A 23,665-nucleotide genomic window follows, 5' to 3' on the forward strand; every position below is an offset into this window, starting at 1 on the left:
CCGTCCGGCCGGGCCAGCGCTGCGAGCGCCGCCCGGACCTCGTCCACGGCCAGGCCCGGCTGCTTCGCGGCGAGTTGTCCGAGGGAACGCACCACGGCGGCGAGCAGCGCCATGACGGCGACCAGCGGCACCAGCGGCGGCGGTGCCGAGACCAGCCGGCTGTGCACCAGGGCGCGGCGGCGGGCGGCGAAGGACCGGCGCGGGTCCGCGCGGTCGTCCTCGCCGTCCCCGTCCCTGTCGACCGGGACGCCGCCGGAGTCGGGGGCCGTCGAGCGCAGGCCGAGATAGCCCGCCTGGGCGTGCCGGACCACGGCCGACGGCACGACGATGACCCGGTGACCCGCCAGCCGCGCCCGCCGGGACAGGTCGAACCCGTCACCGAACGGCCCGAGCAGCGGGTCCGTGCCGCCGAGCAGCTCCCAGACCTCGCGCCGGACCAGCGCACCGGCGATGCCGACGGCGAGGACGTCGTCGCGGCCGTCGTGCTGGCCCTGATCGAGCTCACCGGGCTCGACGTCGGTCATCCGCCGGCCCGAGAGCGATGAGCGCAGCCCGACCTCGAGGAGCCGCTCGGGGTCGGTCCACGTGCGCTGCTTGGCGCCCGCCACCGCGACCGACGGCGCGTGGGCGACCGCGCGCACCAGCTCGGACAGGGCGCCGGGCGCGGGCGCGCTGTCGTCGTGCAGGAGCCACAGCCAGGTGGTGGCGACCGCGTCGTCGGCCTCGAGCGCGCGGCGCACGGCGTGCCCGAAGGTGCGGGCGCCGGGGGTGTGGACCAGTCGCAGCGCCGGGGTCGGCGAACCGCCGACCCCGGCGAACGTGCTCTGCAGGAAGGTCTCGACGGACGGGTCCGCGTCCCGGCCCACGTCCACGAGGAGGACGCGCAGGGGCGGGCGTGACTGGGCGGCGAGGGCCGCGAGCGTGGTGGCGAGGTAGGGCGTCCGGCCGCGGGTGACGACGACGGCGCACACCGGCGAGGTGACCGGTGTGGAGGACGTCGTGGTGGGCAGGTCCACCGGCTGGAGCGTGTCAGTCATGCTCGGAACATCATGCCGCCGAGGGGGCCGAGGCCCGCCCGCGACACTCCCGTCCGAGGACGTCAGACGACACGCCGCTTGAGCTTGCGCCGCTCGCGCTCGGACAGGCCACCCCAGATGCCGAACCGCTCGTCGTTCTGCAGCGCGTACTCCAGGCACTCCGAGCGGACGTCGCAGCCCGTGCAGACCTTCTTGGCCTCACGGGTCGAGCCGCCCTTCTCCGGGAAGAAGGCCTCGGGGTCCGTCTGCGCGCACAGGGCGCGCTCCTGCCAGCCCATCGGGCCCTCGTCCTCGAGCGCGCCGAAGATGGGCAGGACGTTGGAAGCGTGCGCCTGTGCACTCTTCCGTGCGTCGGACGGGAAGATCTCGTCGTTGTCGAGCAGATTCCACATGCGTGCCTCCGTGCGGTCCTCGTGCTACTTGTCCTGCTCGTTCAGGGGCTCGGCGTGCGACGGCCTTCCCAGGTGTCGCGGGTGCTGCTCGCTCGTGAATCCGTTCTAAGGAATTACACGCGTGTCGTTCGCGTTGGTCAAGCCGAGCCGTGGTAGATGTCCGGTTTTGTCGGGTGAAGTTCCCGGAGACGGGCGTGTCGCGCGTGTCGGGGACCCGTTTCGCGGCGCACGGCCGTCGTTTGGGAGGCGTCCCGGGCAGACCACGCCGAACCGCCGCGCCGCAGCCGCCGGAGAGTACGACGTCATCGGCGGGTGCGCTCGCCGAACTGTCGCTCGATGAACTGACGGGGGCCAGGAGATGGCCGGTCATGCGGCATGATGACAGCCGTGCAGACGCGACGACCCCCCACAGAACCTGCGACGAGGCGATCCGCGGTGCACCCGACCTCTCCTCCGGCAGGTCCCGCAGGGAGCCCCCGCCACGGCCGCCCGCTGAGCGTCAGCGTGATCGGTGCGCGCGGTTTCATCGGGTCGCACGCGTGCCGCGCGCTCGAGCAGCGCGGTCATGTCGTGCACGAGTTCGACCGCACGAGCCCGCCCACCGGGCCCGAGGGCATCGACGAGCGCATCCTCGGCTCCGACCACGTCGTGTGGGCGGCATCGAGCATCAACCCGATGATCGCCGAGCACGACCCCGACCGGGTCGCCCTGGACATCGCCGCCTTCACCAGCTTCCTCAGCCTCCTGGCGCACGCGCCGACGCGGCCGCGCACGATCCTGCTCAGCTCCGGCGGGACCGTGTACGACCAGGACGTCGAGCCGCCGTACGCAGAGACGTCGCCGCTCGGACCGGACAGCGCGTACGGCCGCGCCAAGCTCCTGCTCGAGCACGAGCTGGTCCACAACGCACCCGACTCGATCGTGCTGCGGGTGGCCAACGCGTACGGTCCCGGGCAGCCCGTCGCCCCCGGCCAGGGCGTCATCAGCCACTGGCTGCACGCTGCGGCCGCCGGCCAGGAGCTGCACGTCTTCGGTGACCTGCGGGCGGAGCGCGACTACGTGCACGTCGAGGACATCGCCGACGCGATCGCCCGAGCGGTCGAGGTCACCGACCCGGACCCGCACGTGCTCAACGTGGGCTCCGGCCACCCCACCAGCCTCGGCTCCCTCCTCGACGTGATCCGCGACGTCGTCGGGGAGGACGCCGCTGCAGTGCGCCTCCACCCGGAGCGGGACTTCGACGGACGGTCCACGTGGCTCGACTGCTCGGCGTCCGAGCGCACGCTGGGCTGGGTCGCCGGCACCTCGCTGGTCGAGGGCATCCGTGGGACGTGGGCGGCGATCGCGGCAGCCCGCACGGCGTCGGTGGACGGTGACGCGCCGGCGGCCCTGGTGCTCCCCGGCCCGACGGTCGGGACGGCGTCATGACCCTCGACCTCGCAGCCCTCGGGTACCAGCGCACCGGTCGCGGCGCCTGGACGCCGACCGACGCCCCCGACTTCGCCTACAACGACGGCGACGAGCACGAGACGTGGGTGGCCGACGTCGTCCGCTCCGCGACGGACACCAGCAGCGGCTCACGGGAGCTCGAGGCGGGGATCCGGGACTGGCCGTCGCTCTACCACCTGAGCCACCAGCGCGGGAACCTCGTGCGGCCGTTGCTCGACACGCTGCGCGGGCCGGTGCTCGAGCTCGGCGCGGGGACGGGCGCGATCACCCGGGTCCTCGGTGAGCGAGGCCTGGAGGTCGTGGCCGTCGAGGGTTCGCCCCGCCGGGCTGCGGTCGCGGCCGACCGCTGCCGGGACCTGCCGAACGTCCAGGTCGTCGCCGACACCGTCCAGGGGTTCGGCCACCCGGCCCGGTTCGCCACCGTGGTCATGGTCGGCGTCCTGGAGTACTCCCGCATGTTCGGGTTCGAGACGACGGACCAGGACCCGGTCGACGTCATGCTCGAGCACGTCGCGCGCCTGCTCCTTCCCGACGGCGAGCTGGTCGTGGCCATCGAGAACCAGCTGGGTCTGAAGTACTTCGCCGGCTTCCCCGAGGACCACCTCGGGCAGCCGATGATGGGTGTCGAGGACCGGTACGGGGCGTCGACGGCCGTGACGTTCGGACGCCAGGAGCTCGGTGCCCGGCTGCGCACCGTCGGCCTGGACGCACAGCAGTGGCTGTTCCCGTTCCCCGACTACAAGCTGCCCACGACGGTGGTGTCGGAGCGCGCGATGACTCCCGGCTCGGGCTTCGACGCGGCCCCCTTGCTCGCTGCGACCGGGGGCGGCGACCACCAGGAGCCTCCCACGACGTCGTTCGACCTTCGCCGGGCGTGGGGGCCGGTCCACCGCAACGCCCTGGCGGCCGACCTGTCGAACTCGTTCCTCGTGCGCGCCTCCGCCGTCCCGCTCGCTGAGCCCACCGCGCTGGCCTGGTACTACGGGTCGGCCGCGCGCCGGCCGGAGTTCCGCAAGGTGACCGAGTTCGTCGCCACGGACGACCGCATCGACGTCGTGCGCCGGCGCGCGGAGCCGCACCTGCTCGACACGGTCGGCGACGTGCAGATCATCTGCGACACCGAGCCCTACGCGCCGGTCTCTCCTTGGACCGCCGACCTGGCGGACCGCCTGGCCCGACCGGGCTGGACGTCGGCGGAGGTCAGCGACTGGTTCGGCGGCTGGCTCGAGGCGTTCCGGTCGCACGCCGATCTCCCCGTGCCGACAGATCTCGACGCCACCGTCCCCGGGCACCTGCTCGACGCGGTGCCCCGCAACCTGCTGCGCGGCACCGACCGCTTCATCGACCTCGAGTGGCGCGTGCTCGCCCCCCTGACGTTCGGTCAGGTGCTGTTCCGCGCCCTCTACGACAGCATCGCGGCGCTCGGCCCGGTCGCACCCCCGGCCGGCCCGACGCCCACCGTCGGCGAGCTGCTGCGCGGGGTCGCGTCGGCGCACGGGTTCGAGCTCGACGACGCGCGCCTGGCGACGTACTGGCAGCGCGAGCTCACGTTCCAGTCCGACGTGCAGGGCACCGCCGTCCGGGTCGAGATCGACGACGCCCTGGGTGCGCTGCTGCCCGTGGCGACGTCGCAGAGCGGTCCGGTGGACCAGCTCGCGCCGGCAGTCGAGGAGGAGCTGCGCGCGGAGATCGACGTGCGCGGGCAGGAGCTCGACCGGCTCCGTGCCCTCGTCGAGACGACGAGCACGGAGGTCGAGGCATGCGGGCAGGAGCTGGAGGTCCGCGGGCGTGAGCTCGACCGGCTCCGCGGCCTGGTCGAGACGGCGACTTCGGAGATCGCCCGCTCCGACGAGGCGCGCGAGCGCCTGGCGAGCGACTACGGCCGCCTGGAGCGCGACGCGGAGGTGCTCCGCCACGAGCTCGCGGCCGGTGCACAGACCCTGGCGGGCGCCCGGGGCGAGGCCGACGCGCTGCGGGCGGACCTGGAGACGTACGTCCGGACGGTCTCGTGGCGCGTGACCCGCCCGCTGCGGGCGGTGCGGGGGCACGCCGGGCGGACCCGCCGGGCGATGGCGCGCCGGCTGAGCCGCGGTCAGGGCGTCGAGCGACGACCCCTGGAGATCTCCTACGCGGACGGCGCCGGTCCGGACCTCGACTACTACCGTCGCCGGAACGAGGACCTGCGTCACCTGGGCGACGCGGAGCTGCGCGCGCACTTCGAGTCCTACGGTCGCGCCGAGGGGCGCCGGAGCCACTCCCTGCTGGACACCGCCAGGGTGACCGAGAACGGCTTCACCGCCGGCCGCGAACGGATGCTCCTGCTCCTGCACGAGGCGACCCGCACGGGTGCGCCGGTGCTCGGGTGGAACCTGCTCAACTCGTTCTCCGCGCAGTGCGACGTCGTCGTGGTGCTGCTGCGGGGCGGAGACCTCTCGCACGAGATCGAGCGGGCCGCCGCCGCGACCATCACGCTCGTCGACGCCGACCCCTGGCACCCCGCCGAGGCGCAGATCCTGGCGGAGCAGCTGGTCGAGCGGTTCGGGCCGGCGTGGGCGCTGGCCAACTCCGCCGCGACCCATCCGCTGGTCCCCTCGCTGGAGACCGCGGGCGTGCCGGTCGTCGCGCTGGTGCACGAGTTCGGGTCGAGCATGCGCCCCGAGGGCGTGCTGAGTGGGCTGTTCGCCACCGTCTCGGAGGTCGTGTTCTCGGCCCCCATCGTCGCCGACTCGATGCGACGGGAGTACGCCGACCTGCTGGCGCGCGACCACCAGATCATCCCGCAGGGGCAGTCGCTGGTGCCCGCCGGCAGCGACACGGACCGGCAGCCCCGGAGCGTGCGCCGCGGCGCCGACGGCGTGGAGACGGACCTGCCGGAGTCCTCGCTGGCCGACCTCCTCGCCGGTCTGAAGCCGGAGACGGTCCTCGTCGTCGGCGCCGGGACGGTGGCACCGCGCAAGGGCGTCGAGTTCTTCATCCAGGCCGCCGACCAGGTCCGCCGCGCCGCAGGCGCGCAGGACGTGCGCTTCGCGTGGATCGGCGACCGCATCCCGTCGCTGAGCTGGTACATCGACGAGCTGCACGAGCAGCTGCGCCGGAGCAGGTCGGGCGACGTCGTCACCTTCCTGGCACCGACGTCCAACCTCGCGCCGCTGTACGAGCGCGCGGACGTGTTCTTCCTGTCGTCGCGGCTCGACCCGCTGCCCAACGTCACCATCGACGCCGCCCTGTCCGGCATCCCGATCGTCGCGTTCGACGGGGCGAGCGGCTTCGCCGAGTGGCTGAGCCGGGACGACCTGCTCCACGAGCTCGTCGTCCCGCACCTCGACACCTCCGCCGCCGCCTCCGCCATCCGCCGGCTCGCCGACGACCCGGAGGGACGCCTCACCTACGGCGACCGGCTCCGGGAGGCCGCGGTCCAGGCGTTCGACATGACCGGCTACACCACCCGGCTCGTCGAGCTCGGGCGCGCCGCGCAGGCCGCCCACCAGCAGGAGGAGCTCGACGTCGCCGCGCTCGAGGAGTCGGGCGCGTTCGATGCGGAGCTCTACCGCTACGCCGGCAACGACGGCGACGCGACCACGCTCCTGCGCGAGTACGTGCACCGCTCGCGCCTGACCGCGCCGCGTGCGCGCGCCCGCACCGGCCTGCTCGTGCGCCGTCCCGCCGAGGGCTTCCACCCCCTGATGTACGCCGAGCAGTTCCCGGAGTACGACGAGGCGCGCGACGGCGACCCGTTCGTCGACTACCTGCGCCGCGGGTCGCCCGAGGGCCCCTGGGCGAAGCAGGTCATCCGCCCTGCATCCTCGCCGGGTCCCACGGACCTGCGGGTGCTCGTGCACGGGCACTTCCACTACCCCGAGCTGGTCGACGAGTTCCTCGAGCGCCTGGGCAAGAACAGCCAGCAGGTCGACCTCCGCCTGAGCACGACGTCCGCGCACAAGGAGGCCAACCTCCGGCACCGGCTGGAGCGTGCCGGCATCGAGCGATGGCACGTCGACGTGGTGGAGAACCGCGGCCGGGACCTCGCCCCGTTCTTCACGGGACTGGGCCACGAGGTGCTCGACGAGTACGACGTCGTCCTGCACGTCCACGGCAAGCGCAGCCCCCACGTCGCGGGCGAGGTGGCGGACCGCTGGCGAACCTTCCTGTGGGAGAACCTGGTGGGCGGTCGCGCTCCCATGATGGACACCATCTGCCAGGCGTTCGCGGCGGACGAGGGCCTCGGCCTGGTAGCGCCCGAGGACCCGCACCTCAACGACTGGGACCTCAACCGCGCGGAGGGCGAGCGGCTCGCGACGCGCTTCGGCCTGACCCGTCCGCTGCCGACGCACATGGACTTCCCCATGGGGGGCATGTTCTGGGCGCGCACCAGTGCGCTGCGCCCGGTGCTCGACGCGCGCCTGCAGTGGGACGAGTACCCGGCCGAGCCGGTGCCCATCGACGGGACCATGCTGCACGCCCTCGAGCGGATCATCCCGTTCGCGGTGGAGGAGGCCGGCTTCCGGTTCGCCAAGTCGTCGGTCCCGGGCGTCGGGCGCTGACCCTTCCCTGACCGTTGACCGCGCAGGGTAGGCGGACGACGGGCCGCTCCCGTAGGGCCATTCCGGTGATCTTGCGCACTCGTGCTGAACGTTCACCGGATAGTGCCCCGACAGGTAGGAGGGACCCCGTACCGTGGGCTCGCCGCGTGCCGCCCGCCGCGGGAACATCTCTAGGAGGACCGTCGTGCGCTCTCGCACCCTGGCCAGGTCTGCTCTGGTCGTCACTCTCGCACTCGGCCTGGCCGGCGGGGTCGGCTCCACCGCCGTGGGGACCGACAAGCCTCAGCTCGAGAAGGCCAGCGCCCCGATCGGGGCCGCGGCCGGCGCACCCTCGACCTCCGACACCGGGCGCTCCGCGGAGTCGGTCAGCCCGCTCAGCCTGGGATACCCGGACGCCGAGTGGACCACGTTCCGGCACCTCAACCTCCTGCGCCTGGACGCCTCCGTGGAGCCGGTCATCCGGCACGGCGGCCTCGACAGCGTCGCCACCAACTGGCTGAGCACCCAGACGAACACCTACGAGCCGCAGCTGGACCCGAACCTCGAGGCGAAGGTGCCCGCGGGCTCCGCGGGCGGCATGCAGCTCATCTACTGGTGGGAGAACGGGACCGACGTCCAGCGCTTCCTCGAGCTGGTGGCCGACGAGCTCTACTACGACGGGGTGGACGCGGACGTCACGGACTCGGGCATCGCGATCGGGAAGTCGTCCTACGGCCTGTTCGCGTACTACATCCTGCTCGGGTACCCCCACAGCACCCCCAACGCCGGGGAGATGCCGCTCTACCGCTTCTACAAGCCGAGCGCCGGGACGCACTTCTACTCGACGTCGAAGGCGGAGCGGAACTCGGTCATCGGGCTCGCCGACTACCGGTACGAGGCGCTCGTCGCGTACATCATGGCCCCCAACGCGACGTCGACCACGACCCCGCTGCAGGACCTGAACCGCTTCCAGCTGAAGTCGTCCGGGACGCACTTCTACACGTCGTCGCCCACCGAGTACGCCGCGGTCCTGACGTACCCGCAGTACTCGCTCGACGGGGTGGCGGGGCGCGTCTTCGCACAGCCGGCGAGCGGGCTGACGGCGATGCACCGGTTCCGGCGTCCGGCCTCCGGGACGCACTTCTACACGGCGAACACCGCCGAGGTGGAGACGGTCAAGACCATCCCCGGGTACGTCTACGAGGGCGTCGCCTTCTACCTGCGCGTCGCCAACTGAGTCACGCACTCGGAGCGCCCGTCGCCGTGAGGCGGCGGGCGCTCCGTGCTGTGCGCGCCCACTAGGCTTCGTCGATGCCCCCGACGACCGTGCAGAGCCTGCTCACCTCGCTCGTGCGTGAGCCGGGCCGGCCGCGTCTGACGTGGTACGGCGACGACCACGAGCGGGTGGAGCTCTCGGGTGCGGTGCTCGAGAACTGGGTCAACAAGACCACGAACCTCCTGGTCGAGGAGTTCGACGCCCAGGCCGGGGTCAGGGTCGCGCTGGACCTTCCCGGACACTGGCGGACCGTCGTGTGGGCCCTTGCCGTGTGGCGCACCGGGGCGTGCGTCGTGCCGCCGGGCGACGCCGCGACCGACGTCGTGGTGACCGACCGTCCCGCCGAGGTCGTCGGCTCCCCGCACGTCGTCGCCGTCGCACTGCCGGCCCTCGCCCGGCGGTTTCCCGAGCCGCTGCCCGCCGGTGCCACGGACGCGGCGGGCGCGGTCATGACCTACGGCGACGTCGTCGGCTGGACCGCGGCCGTCGACCCCTCGGCACTCGCGCTCGACGCCGACGTCGTGCGCACCCACGCGGACCTGCTCCGGGGCGCGGCCCCGGCCCCCCACCGCGTCCTGGTCCCGGCCCCCGAGCGGGCGGACGCCGTGGCCTTCCTGCTCGACGTCCTGGCGGTGCTCGAGGGCGACGGGTCGGTGGTGGCCACGAGCCCCGAGGTCACCGCGGAGCTGCGCAGCGACGCACCTCGCCTGGCCCGCCTGGTCGCCTCGGAGCGCATCACCGCCGGAGCGCTCGTCGACGAGGGCTGACCGGGCGGGGTCGCCGACGCGCACCACATCGGGAGGAACCGGACGTCGCGAGTGGCGGACGCCGGATCGAGGACCTGGTGTCCCTAGAGTTTGGTCGACCCATCCCCCCGAGCGAGGCGATCGATCATGAGCTCTGGCAGCCGCCGCACCGCCGTCGTGGTCGTCGTGCTCGTAGCGGCGCTCGTCGCGGTGGCCGCAGTGTTCGCGGTCGTCGCGCTGCAGCGACCCGCCGACCCCGACGTCCGCCCCACGGGTACCGGCTCCGCCTCCCCGACGCCGACGGGCTCGCGCACCGCCGCGGTGCCCGAACCGTCACCGACGACCGGGACGACCCAGCAGCCGCCCGCCACGCCCGAGCCGACCGCGGGCTCCACGACGGAGCCCTCGAAGCCCCTCGCGCCCGCGGCCGTGACGCTGACCTTCTCCGGCTGGGACGCCGCGGCGGGCGCGGCCGTCGTCGGAGGTTTCGTCGAGGTCCTCGAGCCCGCCGGCAGCTGCCGGCTCACGCTCAGCCGCGGGTCGAGCGAGATCACCACCGTCGTCGCGGCCAGCCCGGACGCCACGACGATGGCCTGCGGCGAGCTCTCCGTGCCCCGCACCGCCCTGACCACCGGCTCCTGGCAGGCGGTCCTGTCCTACTCCTCCGCGACCAGCGCGGGCTCGGCGCCCGCCGTCACCATCGAGGTCCCCTGATGACTCGCGTCCTGTCCCGTCGCCGCACCGTGGCCGTCCTGACCGTGCTGGTCGTGGCCCTGGGCCAGCTGCTCGCGGTCGTCGCGGGCCCGCTGACGGCCCCCGCGCGGGCTGCGGACCTCAGCCTGTTCGAGCCCGGCTTCATCATCAGCGACGCGATCTTCTACGACTCCGGCACCATGGGCGCCGGCGACGTGCAGACCTTCCTCAACCAGAAGGGTGCGTCCTGCGTCGCGGGGACCGACGGGTCGCCGTGCCTGAAGAGCTTCCGCCAGGCGACGGCGACGCGGGCGGCCGACGCCAAGTGCGCCGGGGCCTACACCGGCGCGGCGGACGAGACGGCGGCGACGATCATCGTCAAGGTCGCGCAGGCGTGCGGCATCAACCCGCGCGTGCTCATCGTCATGCTCCAGAAGGAGCAGGGCCTCATCACCACGACGAATCCCAGCGCCAGCCGCTACCGAGCAGCGATGGGCTACGGGTGCCCGGACACCGCCCCGTGCGACGCCCTGTACTACGGCTTCTTCAACCAGGTGTACTCGGCGGCGGCGCAGCTGCGGAACTATGCGAACAACCCGACCAAGTACAGCCACCGGGCGGGGCTCACCAACAACGTGCGCTTCCACCCGAACACGGCGTGCGGCACCTCGTCGGTCTTCATCCAGAACCAGGCGACCGCAAGCCTGTACAACTACACGCCGTACCAGCCGAACGCGGCCGCGCTCGCCGCGGGCTACGGGACCGGCGACGCCTGCTCGTCGTACGGCAACCGCAACTTCTGGAACTACTTCCGTGACTGGTTCGGCCCGACCACGGACCGCCAGCCCGTCGGCTCCCTCGACTCCGTCACGGCGGACGCCACCGGCATCACGGCCACCGGGTGGGCGCTCGACCCCGACACGCACAACCCGATCGCGGTGCACGTCTACGTCGGGTCGTCGGGCTCGGCGTTCACCGCCGACCGCTCCCGCCCGGACGTGGGTGCCGCGTACAAGAAGGGCGACCTGCACGGGTTCAGCGCCACGGTGCCCACCGCAGAGGGCACGTACCAGGTGTGCGTCTACGCCCTCAACGACTGGGCTGCCGGCGGCAACACGCAGATCGCGTGCCGGTCGGTCACCGTGGTCAACCGCGCCCCGATCGGCACCGTCGACTCCGTGACCGTCGCCCCCGGGTCGGTCACCGCCACGGGCTGGGCCCTCGACCCGGACACCGACGCCTCGATCGCCGTGCACATGTACGTCGACGCGGCGTCGGCCGCCTTCACGGCCAACCAGTCCCGTCCCGACGTGGGCCGCGCCTGGGGCCGCGGGGACGCACACGGCCTGGTCGCCACCATGAAGACCACGTCGGGACCCCACACGGTGTGCCTGTACGCCATCAACGCCACACCTGGCCACAACCCGCAGATCGGCTGCCGCACCGTGACGGTCCCGCCCGTCGTCACCCCGCCGGAGTCCAACCGCCCGCCGATGGGCAACCTCGACACGGCCACGGCGGGCGAGGGCACGGTGTCCCTGTCCGGCTGGGCGCTCGACCCCGACACCGACGACGCCGTCACCGTGCAGGTGTCGGTCGACGGCACCGTGACCAGGTCCCTGGTGGCCCAGGGGTCGCGTCCCGACGTCGGGCGCGTCTGGGGGCGCGGCGACCTGCACGGGTTCGCGACGGCAGTGGGGACCACGTCCGGCTCGCACGAGGTCTGCGTCACGGCGCTCAACGCGACGGCCGGACCGTCCACGCAGATCGCGTGCCGGACCGTCGTCGTCCCCGTCGTGCAGACGCCGCCCGCGACGAACCGTCAGCCGTTCGGCAGCATCGACTCGCTGACCGTCGCTGCCGGGTCCATCACCGCCTCCGGCTGGGCGCTGGACCCGGACACGTACGACGCGATCGCGATCCACATGTACGTCGACTCCGCGGCGGCAGCGTTCTCCGCCAACCTGTCGCGGCCCGACGTGGCCACCGCCTGGGGCAAGGGTCCGTTGCACGGCTTCACGGGCACGATGACCGCGACGCCCGGCCCGCACACCGTGTGCATCTACGCCATCGACGCGACCGGTGGCGCGAACCCCCAGCTGGGCTGCCGCTCGGTCACCGTCCCCTGACCCGCAGGGTCACCAGCTGACGACACGGTCGGCGAGACCCTCGACCCCCAGCGCCTCGCGCAGCGGGTCGAGGTAGTCGGGGCCGACGACGACGACGGACGACGGGTCCGCGGTGAGCACGCTCCGCGCGACCTCCACCGCGCGCGCCGGAGACTGCGGTTCCACCCCGAGGAGTCCGGCGGTCGCGTTCCCCTCGTCCGTCCAGGAGTCGGTCAGCGCGTAGAACCACTGTGCGGCCGCCACCGGGTGCACCCCGTCGTCCGCGGGGAACGACAGGTAGACCGGGTGGTCCCAGCCGCCGGGCACCCGTGCACCGAGGGCCTGCGGGAGCAGGCGAGCCATGAGCGGCGGCTGCCCGGACGCCGCCGCGAGCTCCGAGCGCGCCGCGATCCCCGGAGCCGCCGCGGGGCCCAGGGCGGGCAGCGCCGGGTCGATCCCACCCCAGCACACCAGCGCCGCGGCCGTCGCCACGACGCCCGTCACCGCCGCTCCGGCCCGTCCCGCACGGCTCCGCACCGCGGGCAGGGCCGAGAGCACGCCGGCGGCTCCCACCGCGAGCAGGACGACCGCGAGCAGCTGCAGGGCGCGCGTGAACTTCCAGAAGTAGTAGCCGAGCGCCCCGTCGGCCGACAGCTGCAGGCCGGCGATCGCGGCCGCCGCGCCGACGCCGACGAGCACCACGAGCAGGCTGGCCGCGGACCGCAGCGACACCGCAGAGCGCACCCGTGAATACCTGCGCCGCAGCAGCAGGAGCGCGAGCCCCACGGCCACGCACGCACCGCAGAGCAGGACGGTGACCCGGATCGAGGCGGGGCTGATGCCGCCGTCCACCACGAGGATGGCCCCCACCCGCTGACTCCCGATCACCGCGACGCCGTACGCCGTGGCGACCAGCGTGACCAGGGCGACGCCGGCCGTCCACCCCAGCGCCGCCCGCCCGCCCCGCCAGCGCGCCCGACCCCACGGCAGGAGCACCACCAAGACGAGGGGCGCCGCGAGGCACAGGAGGAGCGACCAGTTGTGGGCCACGGCGACCACCGCGCCGCCCGCCGCCGCCGCGTGCACGGGCAGCGCGATGCGCGCGGCGGGGACGAGCACCAGCGGCACGGCCGCGAGCATGAGCGTGGCCACGAGGAAGTTGGGGAACCCGTCGGACAGCATGCGCCCGCCCGGACCGAGCACCAGCGCCGACCAGGTGGCGATCGACACCACGGCCGCCGCACCGGGCCGGCGGCGCAGGCCGGGAAGCGCGCACAGCCCGGCGACGACCGTCAGGACGCACAGCACGGCGACCACCGCCATGACGGACGTGTAGGCGACGAGGTCGTCGGCCGCCGAGCCGCGGCCCGGCCGGACCAGCTCCAGGAGCGTGGCCGCGACCGCGTGGTAGCCCTGCGGGTAGTGGGCGTACGCCAGCTGCTCTCCCGCACGAGTCGGTCCGTGCCACCCGATGACCACCCCGTGCAGCCGGAGGGACTCGGTGATCCCGACGTGGGCGGAGTGGTCCCAGCCCCGGACCAGCAGCGCCAGCGCCGAGTCCGCCGACCGCACCCGCCACCACGGCGCCAGGACCCATGCGGTGCCGAGCGCCGCACCGGCGGGCACGAGGTCGACCAGGCGCCACCTCGGCCAGAACGATCGGGCGCGGGCGCGCGGATCGGCCGACCCCGCGACCACCCCGGCCAGGGCTCCCGCCAGGGCGGCGACGATCGCGGTGCCGCGACCGAACGTGCCGACCTGCCCGGGGACCCACCACAGCACCGGGACCCAGCCCAGCGCGAGGCACCCCGCGAGCAGGACCCGGCGGGACAGGTCGCGGGACGTGGGGACCGCCAGGGTGAGCGCCGCGAGGAGCACGAGGACCGCGGCACCGTCAAGGGTGCCGGCAGCGCGCAGGGCCACGACGACGCCCGCCACGACCAGCCCGGCGCAGAGGCCCCGCAGGGTGCGCCGACGGCCCAGGGGATGCACGGAGGCGTGCGCGAGCACGTCGGCGGGCACGTCGTCCCTGACGAGCACTGCGTCGTCCCTCACTGTCTTCTTGCGCCCCCGCGTCACCCGCGGCAGCGGCGTCCGAGGCGGATCCTACGGAGTGAAGTACCCCTGGACGTCGACCACCAGCTCGGTGTCGTAGGACTGGGTGTAGAACGAGACCGCGCCTCCCGCGCCCACCGGGACGATCACGAGGTTCGGCTCGTCGACGGCCCGGTTCACGTTGAGGTTGGAGATCAGCGGCACCGCACCGCCGACGACCGTCGGGAAGACGCGGATGTTCGTCGTGCCGCGCGGCGACGCCGCCGTCACGTTGAGCACCACGGCCGTGGCCTCCGCCGGGACGCCGCCCACGCCGGCGACCGTGAGGGTCGACGTCACGCCCGCCCGCAGCGTCGAGGCCAGGCCCAGGCCCGACCGCGTGTCGGCGATCCGGGCCGGGTCGAGCGCCGTGTAGCCCTGGCCTCCGGTCGGGCTGTAGTACCCGGCGAGGTCAGCGACGAGCCACGTGCTGTAGGCCTCGGTGTAGAACCGCACCTTGCCCCCGTCACCGATCTGCACGGTCACGAGGTTCGGCTGGTCCTCTCCGTTGCCGGCGGGGTTGAGGTTGGAGATGACCGGCGGGACCTGGGAGGCGGAGTCCGCCGGCCGCGGGTACACCCGGATGTTGGTCGGACCGAACGGGGCCACCGCGGTGACGTTGAGCACGACGGCGGTCGCGTCCGCGGGCACGCCGTTCCTCCCGCGTACCTGCAGGTCGACCCACGACTTGAACTCCAGGCGGCCGACCGGGACGGAACCCGTCCCGTCACGCAGGTCCATCATCCGCACGGGCGTGACCGGCGTGTAGGCGGTGGTCCCGGTGGGGCTGTAGTACCCGGCGAGGTCGACCACGAGGTCGGCGGTCGCGCGCTCGATCGCGAACCGGACCGCGCCCCCGGCGCCCAGCTTGACCGTGACCAGGTTCGGCTGGTCGGTCCACTGCCGGACGTTGAGGTTGGACACCAGCGGGACGGCGTTGCCGGACGCGGGAGTCGGGAAGACCCGGATGTTGCCGAGGTCGCTCGGGGCGACGGCGGTCACGTTGAGCACGACCGCAGTGGCCGTGGCGGGAACCGACTCGCCGCCGAGCACCAGGTCGATCGGCCCGGGCGGCCAGAGCCGGCCCAGGTGTCCCCCGGTCCCGTCGCGCGTGTCGAGCACCCGCACGGGCGCGACCGCGGTGAACCGGTCCCCGCCGGCCACGGGCGCCGCCTCTGCCGCGGTCGGCACCAGCACAGTCGCCAGGAGCAGCACAGCCAGGATCCCTCCCACGGCTGCCTTGATCCGTGCTGTCGACCACGCTGTCGCCGTCATGTCTGGTCTCCCTCGTCCGTCGTCCCACGGGGAGGCTAGCGCCGCGGACGGGCCGTCGGAGGCGATATGCGCAGGAGCCACCCGTCCGGTGCGGCACACTTGGTTCCCATGCGCGGAATCATCCTGGCCGGCGGCTCGGGCACACGGCTGCACCCCATCACGCTCGGCGTCAGCAAGCAGCTCGTCCCGGTGTACGACAAGCCGATGATCTACTACCCGCTCTCGACGCTGATCCTGGCGGGGATCAGGGACGTGCTGGTCATCACGACGCCGCACGACGCCGATCAGTTCCGGCGGCTCCTGGGTGACGGCTCGCAGTTCGGCATCTCCATCACGTACACGGTCCAGGCCGAGCCGAACGGGCTCGCGCAGGCGTTCGTGCTGGGCGCCGACTTCGTGGGGACGGACTCCGCCGCCCTGGTCCTGGGCGACAACATCTTCTACGGGCCGGGCCTCGGCTCCCGCCTGGAGCGGTTCGAGCACATCGAGGGCGGGGCGGTGTTCGCCTACCGCGTCGCCGATCCCACCAGCTACGGCGTCGTCGAGTTCGACGAGTCGGGCAAGGCGCTGTCGCTCGAGGAGAAGCCGACCAAGCCGCGCTCGAACTTCGCCGTCCCCGGCCTGTACTTCTACGACAACGACGTCGTGGCCATCGCGCGTGACCTGAAGCCGTCGGCGCGCGGCGAGTACGAGATCACCGACGTCAACCGGGTCTACCTCGAGCAGGGCCGGCTGCAGGTGGAGGTGCTGCCGCGCGGCACCGCCTGGCTCGACACCGGGACGTTCGACTCCCTGCTGGAGGCCTCGGACTACGTGCGCACCATCGAGCACCGCCAGGGGCTCAAGGTCGGCTCCCCCGAGGAGGTCGCCTGGCGTCGCGGGTTCCTCAGCGACGACGAGCTGCGCGTCCGGGCGGAGGCGCTCACCAAGTCGGGCTACGGCAGCTACCTGCTGGGCCTGCTGGAGGAGCGGTCATGAGCGCCGCCAGCGCCCTGGAGGACCCGCAGTCGCAGCCGCAGCCGCCCCGGCGAGCGCTGCGCCGGGCCCTGACCGGCCGCGAGCTGGACCCGCGCAACAACAGCCTCAACCTCATCCGCCTGGTGCTCGCGGCCACCGTGCTGTTCGCGCACACGTACTACATCGCGGGAAGGGGCGTCGGGCCGCACATCGACGGCGAGAACCTGGGCGGCTGGGCGGTCTTCGGCTTCTTCACCATCAGCGGGTACCTCATCACCGCCAGCCGGCTGGGCAACGGGCTGGGCACCTATCTGGTGCACCGGATCGCGCGCATCATGCCCGCGTTCTGGGTCTGCCTGGTGGTCACGGCCGGGGTCTTGGCGCCCATCGGCTACTGGGCGGTGCACCGCACGCTCGACGGCTTCCTCACGACGCCGACCGCCCCGGCCAGCTACGTGTTCGCCAACTTCTTCCTGAAGATCGGTGCCTACGACGTCGCCGGCACCCCCGGGAACGTGCCGTACCCCGGTGCGTGGGACGGCTCGCTGTGGAGCCTGTACTACGAGTTCCTCTGCTACCTCGTGATCGCCGGCCTGCTCAGCATCGCCTGGTTCCGGCGGTCTCCCTGGCCGCTGGCGGTCGCCTTCGGAGTCTCGGTCGCGGTGTGGGCGAAGATCGAGGTCGTCATGCCGTACCTCGGCGGCAACCCCGACGTCTCGCTGCTGGCCAAGCTGCTCCCCCTGTTCCTCGGCGGGGCACTGGTCCAGGTGCTGCGGTCGCGCCTCCCCCTGCACTGGGTCGGTGCCCTCGGCGCCCTCGTGGTCTCCGGCGTCGCCATCGCGGTCCTCGACGGCTGGGGGGCGCAGCTCACCGCGCCCCTGATCACGTACCTGCTGCTGTGGGTGGCGTCGGTCGTGCCCGCCCCGCGGCTCATCCAGAAGCACGACATCTCCTACGGCGTGTACATCTACGCGTTCCCGGTCCAGCAGCTGCTCGCGATCGCCGCGTTCCAGGTCCACGGCCTGCTGCTGTTCAACCTCGTGGCCCTGGCGGGGACCGTGCCGCTGGCCATCGCCAGCTGGCTGCTGGTGGAGCGCCCGATCATGCGGCGCGCCCGGCGCACCACGCGTCCGACCCCCGCACCGTCTGCCACGCAGCCGGACCAGCCGGCCGCGCAGACGCCGGTCGGGTCCCCGGCCGTCCGCGACACCGCCCCCTCCCCGGTCGGCGCCTGAGCCCGCGATAGGCTCGGTCGACCTCCACCACCAGACGTATGGGACACCCATGACGCGCGCGCTCATCACCGGAATCACCGGCCAGGACGGCCTCTACCTCGCCGAGCTGCTGCTGGCCAAGGGCTACGAGGTCTACGGCCTGATCCGCGGCCAGAACAACCCGAAGTACGAGCTGGTCGAGCGCACGGTCCCGGGTGTGCACCTGGTCACCGGTGACCTGACCGACCTGTCGAGCCTGCTGCGGGCGCTCGCCGTCGCGCAGCCCGACGAGGTCTACAACCTCGGTGCCATCTCGTTCGTCGCCTACTCGTGGGAGAACGCGCACCTCACGTCCGACGTGACGGGCAAGGGCGTGCTCAACATCCTCGAGGCCATCCGCCTGCACGCCGGCAAGGACGCGGACAAGATCCGCTTCTACCAGGCGTCGAGCTCAGAGATGTTCGGCAAGGTGCAGGAGGTCCCGCAGCGCGAGTCGACCCTGCTGTGGCCCCGCTCCCCCTACGGCGTGGCCAAGGTGTTCGGCCACTACATGACGATCAACTACCGCGAGTCCTACGGCATGCACGCCTCCTCGGGGATCCTGTTCAACCACGAGTCGCCGCGCCGCGGGCCGGAGTTCGTCACGCGCAAGGTCAGCCAGGCCGTCGCGCGCATCTCGCTGGGTCTGCAGGACGGCATCACCATGGGCACCCTCGACGCCAAGCGCGACTGGGGCTTCGCCGGCGACTACGTCGAGGCCATGTGGCGCATGCTCCAGCAGGACGAGGCCGACGACTACGTGGTGGCCACGGGCGAGACCCACTCGATCCGCGAGCTGCTCGACATCGCGTTCCGGCGCGTCGGCATCGAGGACTGGACGCACCTGGTCCACCAGGACGCCCGCTTCATGCGCCCGGCCGAGGTCGACCTGCTCATCGGGGACCCCAGCAAGGCGCACGACGTCCTCGGGTGGAAGCCGAAGGTCGGCTTCCAGGAGCTCGTCGAGATGATGGTCGACAACGACCTGCAGGAGCAGCGCGCGCTCGCCGGGAAGTGACCGCGTGACCGTCGCGCTCGTCACCGGCATCACCGGGCAGGACGGCAGCTACCTGGTCGAGCGGCTGCTGGCGGACGGCGTCGAGGTGCACGGCATGGTCCGGGCGGAGGACCCCTCGACCGGACCGCTGCGCGTCGCGCACCCCGAGGTGCACCTGCACGAGACCGATCTGGCCGACGGTGCCGGGCTGCACCGGTTGGTCCGCGCGGTGGCGCCCGACCAGCTGTTCAACCTGGCGGGCATCAGCTCGGTGGCCCTGTCGTGGCAGGAGCCGGCGCTCACCGGCCGGCTCAGCGGCATCGCGGTCGCGGAGCTGCTCGCCGCCGCGCTCGAGGTCCAGGAGTCCACGGGCAGGCCGGTCGCGGTCGTGCAGGCGTCGAGCGCCGAGATCTTCGGCGAGCCCGACCGGGTCCCGCAGGACGAGGCGACGACCGTGCGCCCGACCAACCCGTACGGGGCGGCCAAGGCGTACGCGCACCACATGTCGGGCATCTTCCGGCTGCACGGGCTCGCGGTGTCCAGCTGCATCCTGTTCAACCACGAGTCCCCGCGCCGCCCGCCCGCGTTCGTCACCCGCAAGATCACGCAGGCCGCGGCGCGCATCGGCCGCGAGGGCACGGGCGAGATCGTGCTCGGCAACCTCGACGCCCGTCGCGACTGGGGCTGGGCGCCCGACTACGTCGACGCCCTCGTCCGCGCCGCCCGGCACCCTGGCGGGGGCGACTACGTGATCGCGACCGGTCAGACGCACTCGGTGGCCGAGTTCGCGGCCGCGGCGCTGGCGCGCGTCGGGATCGACGACTGGGAGCGGTGGGTCCGCACCGACCCCGCGTTCGTGCGCCCGTCGGACACCGCCCAGCTCGTCGGGGACCCCACCCGCGCCCGCGAGGTGCTCGGCTGGTCGCCGACGCGCTCGTTCACCGAGGTCGTGCAGGCCATGGTCGACCACGACGTGCAGCTGCTCGGCTGACACCCGCACGCGGCAGAGCCCCGGGGTCCACTGCGGACACCGGGGCTCTGCTGCGTGCGCGAGCTAGATGCTGACGCCGGGCTGGGTGTCGATCCAGGACGCCAGCCGGGCGACACCGGCCTCGAGGTCGTACTGCGGCGTCCAGCCGAGGGCGTCGCGCGCGTGGGACACGTCGGCCCACGCGTGCCGGACGTCGCCCTGCCGGAACTGGCCGGTGACGTGCGGGGCGGGCGCGCCGTAGTAGGCGGCGATGAGCTCGGCGGCACGGGCGATCGTCTGCTGCTCCCCCGAGCCGATGTCGATCGGCTCGGTGCCGGGCGCAGCGGCCAGGACGCCGGCGACGACCGCGCGGGCGACGTCGTCGATGAGCACGAAGTCGCGGCGCACCGCGCCGTCCTCGTACAGGGGGATGGAGCGCCCGGCCTTCGCCAGCCGGCAGAACAGGGACATGATCCCCGTGTAGGGGTTGATGAGCGACTGCCCCGGCCCGTACACGTTCTGCAGCCGCAGGGTGACCGGCTCGACGCCGACCGACTGCGCCCACGAGGCCAGCACGTGCTCCTGGGCCAGCTTGGTGGCGCCGTACACGCTCACCGGTGCCGGGGACACCGACGCGGCGGACATGGCGACCGGCTCGGCGTCCGGGAAGTCCCACTGCCCGGCCTCGAGGATCGCGCTGGTGCGCTGCCCCGGGTAGAAGATCGAGCCGTCCGCGCGCCGCCACGCACCCTCGCCGTAGACCGCGCGGGAGCTGGTGAGCACGATCCGGGCCGGCAGGGCGTCGTGCCGCAGCAGCGCGTCGAGCAGCTGCGTCGTGCCGACGACGTTGACCGTCGCGTGCCGCGAGGCCTCGGCCAGGGACTGCCCGGTGCCGGTCTCCGCCGCCAGGTGCACCACGACGTCGGGCCGGACGTCGGCCAGCACCGCGTCCCACACCCCGGGGTCGGTCACGTCGCCCACGCGCAGGTCGACGCGTGCGTCGAGGTCGGCCGGGCGCGCCTGGCTCGGGTGGATCTGCGGGTGCAGGTTGTCGACCGCGACCACGTGCTCGAAGGCGTCGGCCAGGGCCGGGGAGATCGCCGTGCCGATGAACCCGGCACCCCCGCTGACGAGCACCGTGCCCCGTCGCGTCGTGCCCGTCTCGGACGTCGAGGACATGCTCACTGCTCTCCTAGGGGTCGTCGGACCGCCGATCGTGTCACGGCGGTCCTGGGGGTCACTCGGGCGAGGTGCCCGGGCGCAAGGCGTGGCGCAGCAGCGTCCCGAGGCCGTCCGGTCGCTTGGAGGCGACCGCCTGCGGGACCAGGGTGAGGGCGTGCAGCCGGGACGTCAGGTGGGTGCGCGCGGCCCGCTCGGCGCGACGCCAGCCGAGCGCGGCGACCTGGTCCCCGGCCTGCCGGAAGTAGTCGCGCTCGCCGCGGAAGCGGGAGCCGTCCAGCGCCTTGGCCGAGGACGCGCTGGCGGTGTGCCGGCGGTAGGAGAAGCACAGTGTGGGCTCGAGCAGCAGCTGGCCGCCCGCGCACACCACGTCGATGACGAGCGCCAGGTCCTGGATGATCGGCATCCCGTCTCGGAACGGGGTGGACACGAGCACCTCGCGGCGGAAGGCGAGCGACGGCCAGTAGAGCCAGTCAGCGCGCAGCAGGCTGATCGCGAGGTCCTCGCCGGACAGCACCCGCGGGCGGCGGGTCCGGGGCATCATGAGCCGCTGCTTGACCGTGTCGGCCAGCGTGGTCACGACCGCGCCGGTCTCGTCGATGACCTGCACGCCGGGCTGGATGATGTCCACGGTCGGGAAGGCCGCGGCCGCGCCGAGCACGACGTCGACGTAGTTGGGCAGCAGCACGTCGTCGCAGCCCAGGAGCACCACCACGTCCTGCGTGGCCAGGGAGACGCACGTGCGGTAGTTCTCGGTGATCCCCTGGTTGTGCTCGTTGCGCACGTACGTCACACGCGGGTCGTCGAGCTCGGCGAACCAGGCCGCGACCGACTCGTCGGGATAGGCGTCGTCCACCACCGTGAGCAGCCAGTCGTCGTTGCGCTGCGCCAGGACGCTGTGCACGGTGGCGCGCAGGAGCGCAGGCTCGCCCCAGAACGGGACGAGGATGTCGAGTGGCATGCGGACGGGCCCTTCCAGGGGTGGGATGCCCCGACTCTACAAGCCCGACACCCTCCGCACGGAGTCGTCCCCGCCGCGCAGGATGGGCCACACTGAGGGCGCGCGGCGACGAGCCTCGCCCGACCGACGGCGGGATGCGCCCGCCCAGACTCCCCGGAGACGCCCCGATGACACCCGAGAACGACCGTCTCCGGGTTGCGCTGTCGATGCTCACGCTCGTGCCCGGCGGCATGGGCGGTTCGGAGACGTACGCGCGCGAGCTCGTCCGGGGCCTGGCGGCGTCGGACCGGGTGGACGCCACCGGGTTCGTCGCGCGCATCGGCGCCGGCTTCTGCGCCCCCCTGCCCGAGCGCGTCTCGACCGGCGTCACGGGCGGGCACTCCACCGTCGACCGCGTGCGCACGCTCGCGCAGGCGGCCCTGCACGGCCGCGGGCTGCGCGCGGCGATGAGCGGATTCGACGTCGTCCACGTGCCGTTCACGGCGCCGGTCCCCCGACCGCCACGCGGGGTGCCGATGGTCCAGACGCTCTTCGACGTGCAGCACCTGGACCTGCCCCACCTGTTCAGCAAGGCCGAGCTGCTCTACCGGACCAGGTACTACGAGGGTGCGGCTCGCGACGCGGCGGCCGTCGTCACGATCAGCGAGTTCGCTCGTCGGCAGATCGTCGAGCAGGTGGGCGTGGACGCCGACCGCGTGCACGTCGCCCACCTCGGCGTCGACGCCGACGCCTTCACCCCGCACCTGGGCGCGCGTGAGCCGTTCCTCCTGTACCCGGCCCGCGGCTGGGCGCACAAGAACCACGCCCGGCTGATCGAGGCCGTCGGGCTGCTGCGCGAGACGCGCCCGGACCTGCGGCTCGTCCTGACCGGCGGCGCGCTCGACTCGCTCGGCACCGTGCCGACGTGGGTGGACGTGCGCGGTCTGGTCCCGGTGGACGAGCTGCGCCGGCTCTACCGTGCCGCGAGCGCGATGGTCTTCCCGAGCCTGTACGAGGGGTTCGGTCTGCCGCCCCTGGAGGCGATGGCGTCCGGGTGTCCCGTCGCGTCGTCGACGGCCGGTTCCCTGCCGGAGATCTGCGGGGACGCCGCCGTGCTGTTCGACCCCACGGACCCGGCGGACATCGCCCGCGGCACCCTGGAGGCGATCGACCGGACCGAGCAGCTGCAGCCGCTCGGCCTGGCCCAGGTGCGCCGGTTCACGTGGGACCGCTGCCTGCGGGTGCACGAGGACGCGTACGCGGCAGCGGTCCGCACGGCATGACCGTGCCGGACACCCGTCGCCCGGGCGCGCTCACGCGCCGCAACGCCACCGGCGTGGGTGTCGCGTCGATCGTTGCGGCCGCGTCGGGGTACGGCGTCATCCTCATCGCCGCCTGGTCGCTCGAGCCGGCCCGCAACGCCGACTTCCTCGCCTTCTGGTCGCTCCTGTTCTTCGCGTTCGGCATGCTCGCCGGCATCCAGAACGAGACGACGCGCTCGGTGCGCAGCGCGTACGACGGCCGGACGCCGCTCGGCCCCGGGGCCCCCGTGCTGCCCCTGGCCCTCGGGATCGGCGCCGTCCTCGCGCTCCTGCTCGCGGCCACGTCGCCGTGGTGGTCCGCGCCGGTGCTCGGCGAGCAGGACCCGCTCCTGGTCGCCGCCGTCGCCGTGGCCGTCGTCGGGTTCGCGGGGCAGGTCGCGATCGCCGGCGCGCTAGGCGGCGCGGGTCGCTGGTCCGCGTACGCCGTGCTCGTCGGCTCCGAGGCGACGGTGCGGCT

The 23,665-nt window shown here is 73.2% G+C and carries 17 protein-coding genes and 1 pseudogene; 12 read left to right on the plus strand and 6 right to left on the minus strand.

What is annotated here, in order from left to right:
- The coding region (locus RYN42_RS12625) for a glycosyltransferase (protein WP_315096629.1) at nucleotides 1–1,037 on the minus strand (1,037 nt) is incomplete at its 3' end.
- A gap of 62 nt (nucleotides 1,038–1,099) precedes the next feature.
- Nucleotides 1,100–1,429 carry a WhiB family transcriptional regulator gene (locus RYN42_RS12630; protein WP_315096631.1) on the minus strand — a complete coding sequence of 110 codons (330 nt, stop codon included), beginning with the start codon at nucleotides 1,427–1,429 and terminating at the stop codon, nucleotides 1,100–1,102.
- Between the two features lie 378 nt (nucleotides 1,430–1,807).
- On the opposite strand from RYN42_RS12630, the gene RYN42_RS12635 reads away from it, so the two are divergent.
- The 6 genes from RYN42_RS12635 to RYN42_RS12660 all read left to right on the plus strand — a co-directional run bounded on the left by RYN42_RS12635 (nucleotide 1,808) and on the right by RYN42_RS12660 (nucleotide 12,242).
- Nucleotides 1,808–2,857: an NAD-dependent epimerase/dehydratase family protein gene (locus tag RYN42_RS12635; protein WP_315096654.1), complete on the plus strand. Its 1,050-nt coding sequence runs from the start codon at nucleotides 1,808–1,810 to the stop codon at nucleotides 2,855–2,857.
- Nucleotides 2,854–7,419 carry a rhamnan synthesis F family protein gene (locus RYN42_RS12640; protein WP_315096633.1) on the plus strand — a complete coding sequence of 1,522 codons (4,566 nt, stop codon included), beginning with the start codon at nucleotides 2,854–2,856 and terminating at the stop codon, nucleotides 7,417–7,419. Before RYN42_RS12635 ends, RYN42_RS12640 begins: the two co-directional genes overlap by 4 nt.
- A gap of 184 nt (nucleotides 7,420–7,603) precedes the next feature.
- Nucleotides 7,604–8,635: a hypothetical protein gene (locus RYN42_RS12645; RefSeq protein WP_315096634.1), complete on the plus strand. Its 1,032-nt coding sequence runs from the start codon at nucleotides 7,604–7,606 to the stop codon at nucleotides 8,633–8,635.
- 74 nt (nucleotides 8,636–8,709) lie between these two features.
- Entirely contained in the window at nucleotides 8,710–9,441 is a 732-nt protein-coding gene (locus RYN42_RS12650; RefSeq protein ID WP_315096636.1) for a TIGR03089 family protein, read from the plus strand.
- 126 nt (nucleotides 9,442–9,567) lie between these two features.
- Nucleotides 9,568–10,134, plus strand: coding sequence for a hypothetical protein (locus tag RYN42_RS12655; RefSeq protein ID WP_315096638.1), 567 nt, complete (start codon nucleotides 9,568–9,570; stop codon nucleotides 10,132–10,134).
- Nucleotides 10,134–12,242 carry a hypothetical protein gene (locus RYN42_RS12660; protein ID WP_315096639.1) on the plus strand — a complete coding sequence of 703 codons (2,109 nt, stop codon included), beginning with the start codon at nucleotides 10,134–10,136 and terminating at the stop codon, nucleotides 12,240–12,242. The genes RYN42_RS12655 and RYN42_RS12660 overlap by 1 nt, the downstream gene beginning before the upstream one ends.
- A 9-nt stretch (nucleotides 12,243–12,251) precedes the next feature.
- Here RYN42_RS12660 and RYN42_RS12665 read toward each other — a convergent pair whose 3' ends face one another.
- Nucleotides 12,252–14,276, minus strand: a complete 2,025-nt coding sequence (locus tag RYN42_RS12665) for a hypothetical protein (protein ID WP_315096640.1) — start codon at nucleotides 14,274–14,276, stop codon at nucleotides 12,252–12,254.
- A gap of 51 nt (nucleotides 14,277–14,327) precedes the next feature.
- The gene (locus RYN42_RS12670) at nucleotides 14,328–15,590 is read right to left on the minus strand and encodes a hypothetical protein (RefSeq protein ID WP_315096641.1); all 1,263 of its coding nucleotides are present in this window, start codon (nucleotides 15,588–15,590) and stop codon (nucleotides 14,328–14,330) included.
- Between the two features lie 108 nt (nucleotides 15,591–15,698).
- On the opposite strand from RYN42_RS12670, the gene rfbA reads away from it, so the two are divergent.
- The 4 genes from rfbA to RYN42_RS12690 are packed head-to-tail and all read left to right on the plus strand — an operon-like array spanning nucleotide 15,699 to nucleotide 19,788.
- Nucleotides 15,699–16,568 carry a glucose-1-phosphate thymidylyltransferase RfbA gene (rfbA, locus tag RYN42_RS12675; RefSeq protein ID WP_315096642.1) on the plus strand — a complete coding sequence of 290 codons (870 nt, stop codon included), beginning with the start codon at nucleotides 15,699–15,701 and terminating at the stop codon, nucleotides 16,566–16,568.
- Nucleotides 16,565–17,782, plus strand: coding sequence for an acyltransferase (locus tag RYN42_RS12680; protein WP_315096644.1), 1,218 nt, complete (start codon nucleotides 16,565–16,567; stop codon nucleotides 17,780–17,782). Before rfbA ends, RYN42_RS12680 begins: the two co-directional genes overlap by 4 nt.
- Before the next feature lie 49 nt (nucleotides 17,783–17,831).
- Nucleotides 17,832–18,818: a GDP-mannose 4,6-dehydratase gene (locus RYN42_RS12685; RefSeq protein WP_315096646.1), complete on the plus strand. Its 987-nt coding sequence runs from the start codon at nucleotides 17,832–17,834 to the stop codon at nucleotides 18,816–18,818.
- A 4-nt stretch (nucleotides 18,819–18,822) separates the two neighbouring features.
- Nucleotides 18,823–19,788, plus strand: coding sequence for a GDP-mannose 4,6-dehydratase (locus RYN42_RS12690; RefSeq protein WP_315096648.1), 966 nt, complete (start codon nucleotides 18,823–18,825; stop codon nucleotides 19,786–19,788).
- A 63-nt stretch (nucleotides 19,789–19,851) separates the two neighbouring features.
- Here the strand turns inward: RYN42_RS12690 and RYN42_RS12695 are convergent, their stop codons facing one another.
- The gene (locus tag RYN42_RS12695; RefSeq protein ID WP_315096650.1) at nucleotides 19,852–20,946 is read right to left on the minus strand and encodes an NAD-dependent epimerase/dehydratase family protein; all 1,095 of its coding nucleotides are present in this window, start codon (nucleotides 20,944–20,946) and stop codon (nucleotides 19,852–19,854) included.
- Between the two features lie 58 nt (nucleotides 20,947–21,004).
- Nucleotides 21,005–21,907 (minus strand): glycosyltransferase family 2 protein, encoded by a 903-nt coding sequence (locus RYN42_RS12700; RefSeq protein WP_315096651.1) that lies wholly within the window; start codon nucleotides 21,905–21,907, stop codon nucleotides 21,005–21,007.
- A gap of 167 nt (nucleotides 21,908–22,074) precedes the next feature.
- Between RYN42_RS12700 and RYN42_RS12705 the strand changes: the two genes are divergently transcribed.
- Together RYN42_RS12705 and RYN42_RS12710 are read left to right on the plus strand one after the other, a co-directional pair.
- Nucleotides 22,075–23,169 (plus strand): glycosyltransferase family 1 protein, encoded by a 1,095-nt coding sequence (locus RYN42_RS12705; RefSeq protein ID WP_315096652.1) that lies wholly within the window; start codon nucleotides 22,075–22,077, stop codon nucleotides 23,167–23,169.
- Nucleotides 23,166–23,665 (plus strand): annotated as a pseudogene (locus RYN42_RS12710) (hypothetical protein); the annotation flags it as partial. The gene RYN42_RS12705 and the pseudogene RYN42_RS12710, both read left to right, overlap by 4 nt.

Source organism: uncultured Cellulomonas sp. (assembly GCF_963527515.1).
Lineage (GTDB): Bacteria > Actinomycetota > Actinomycetes > Actinomycetales > Cellulomonadaceae > Cellulomonas.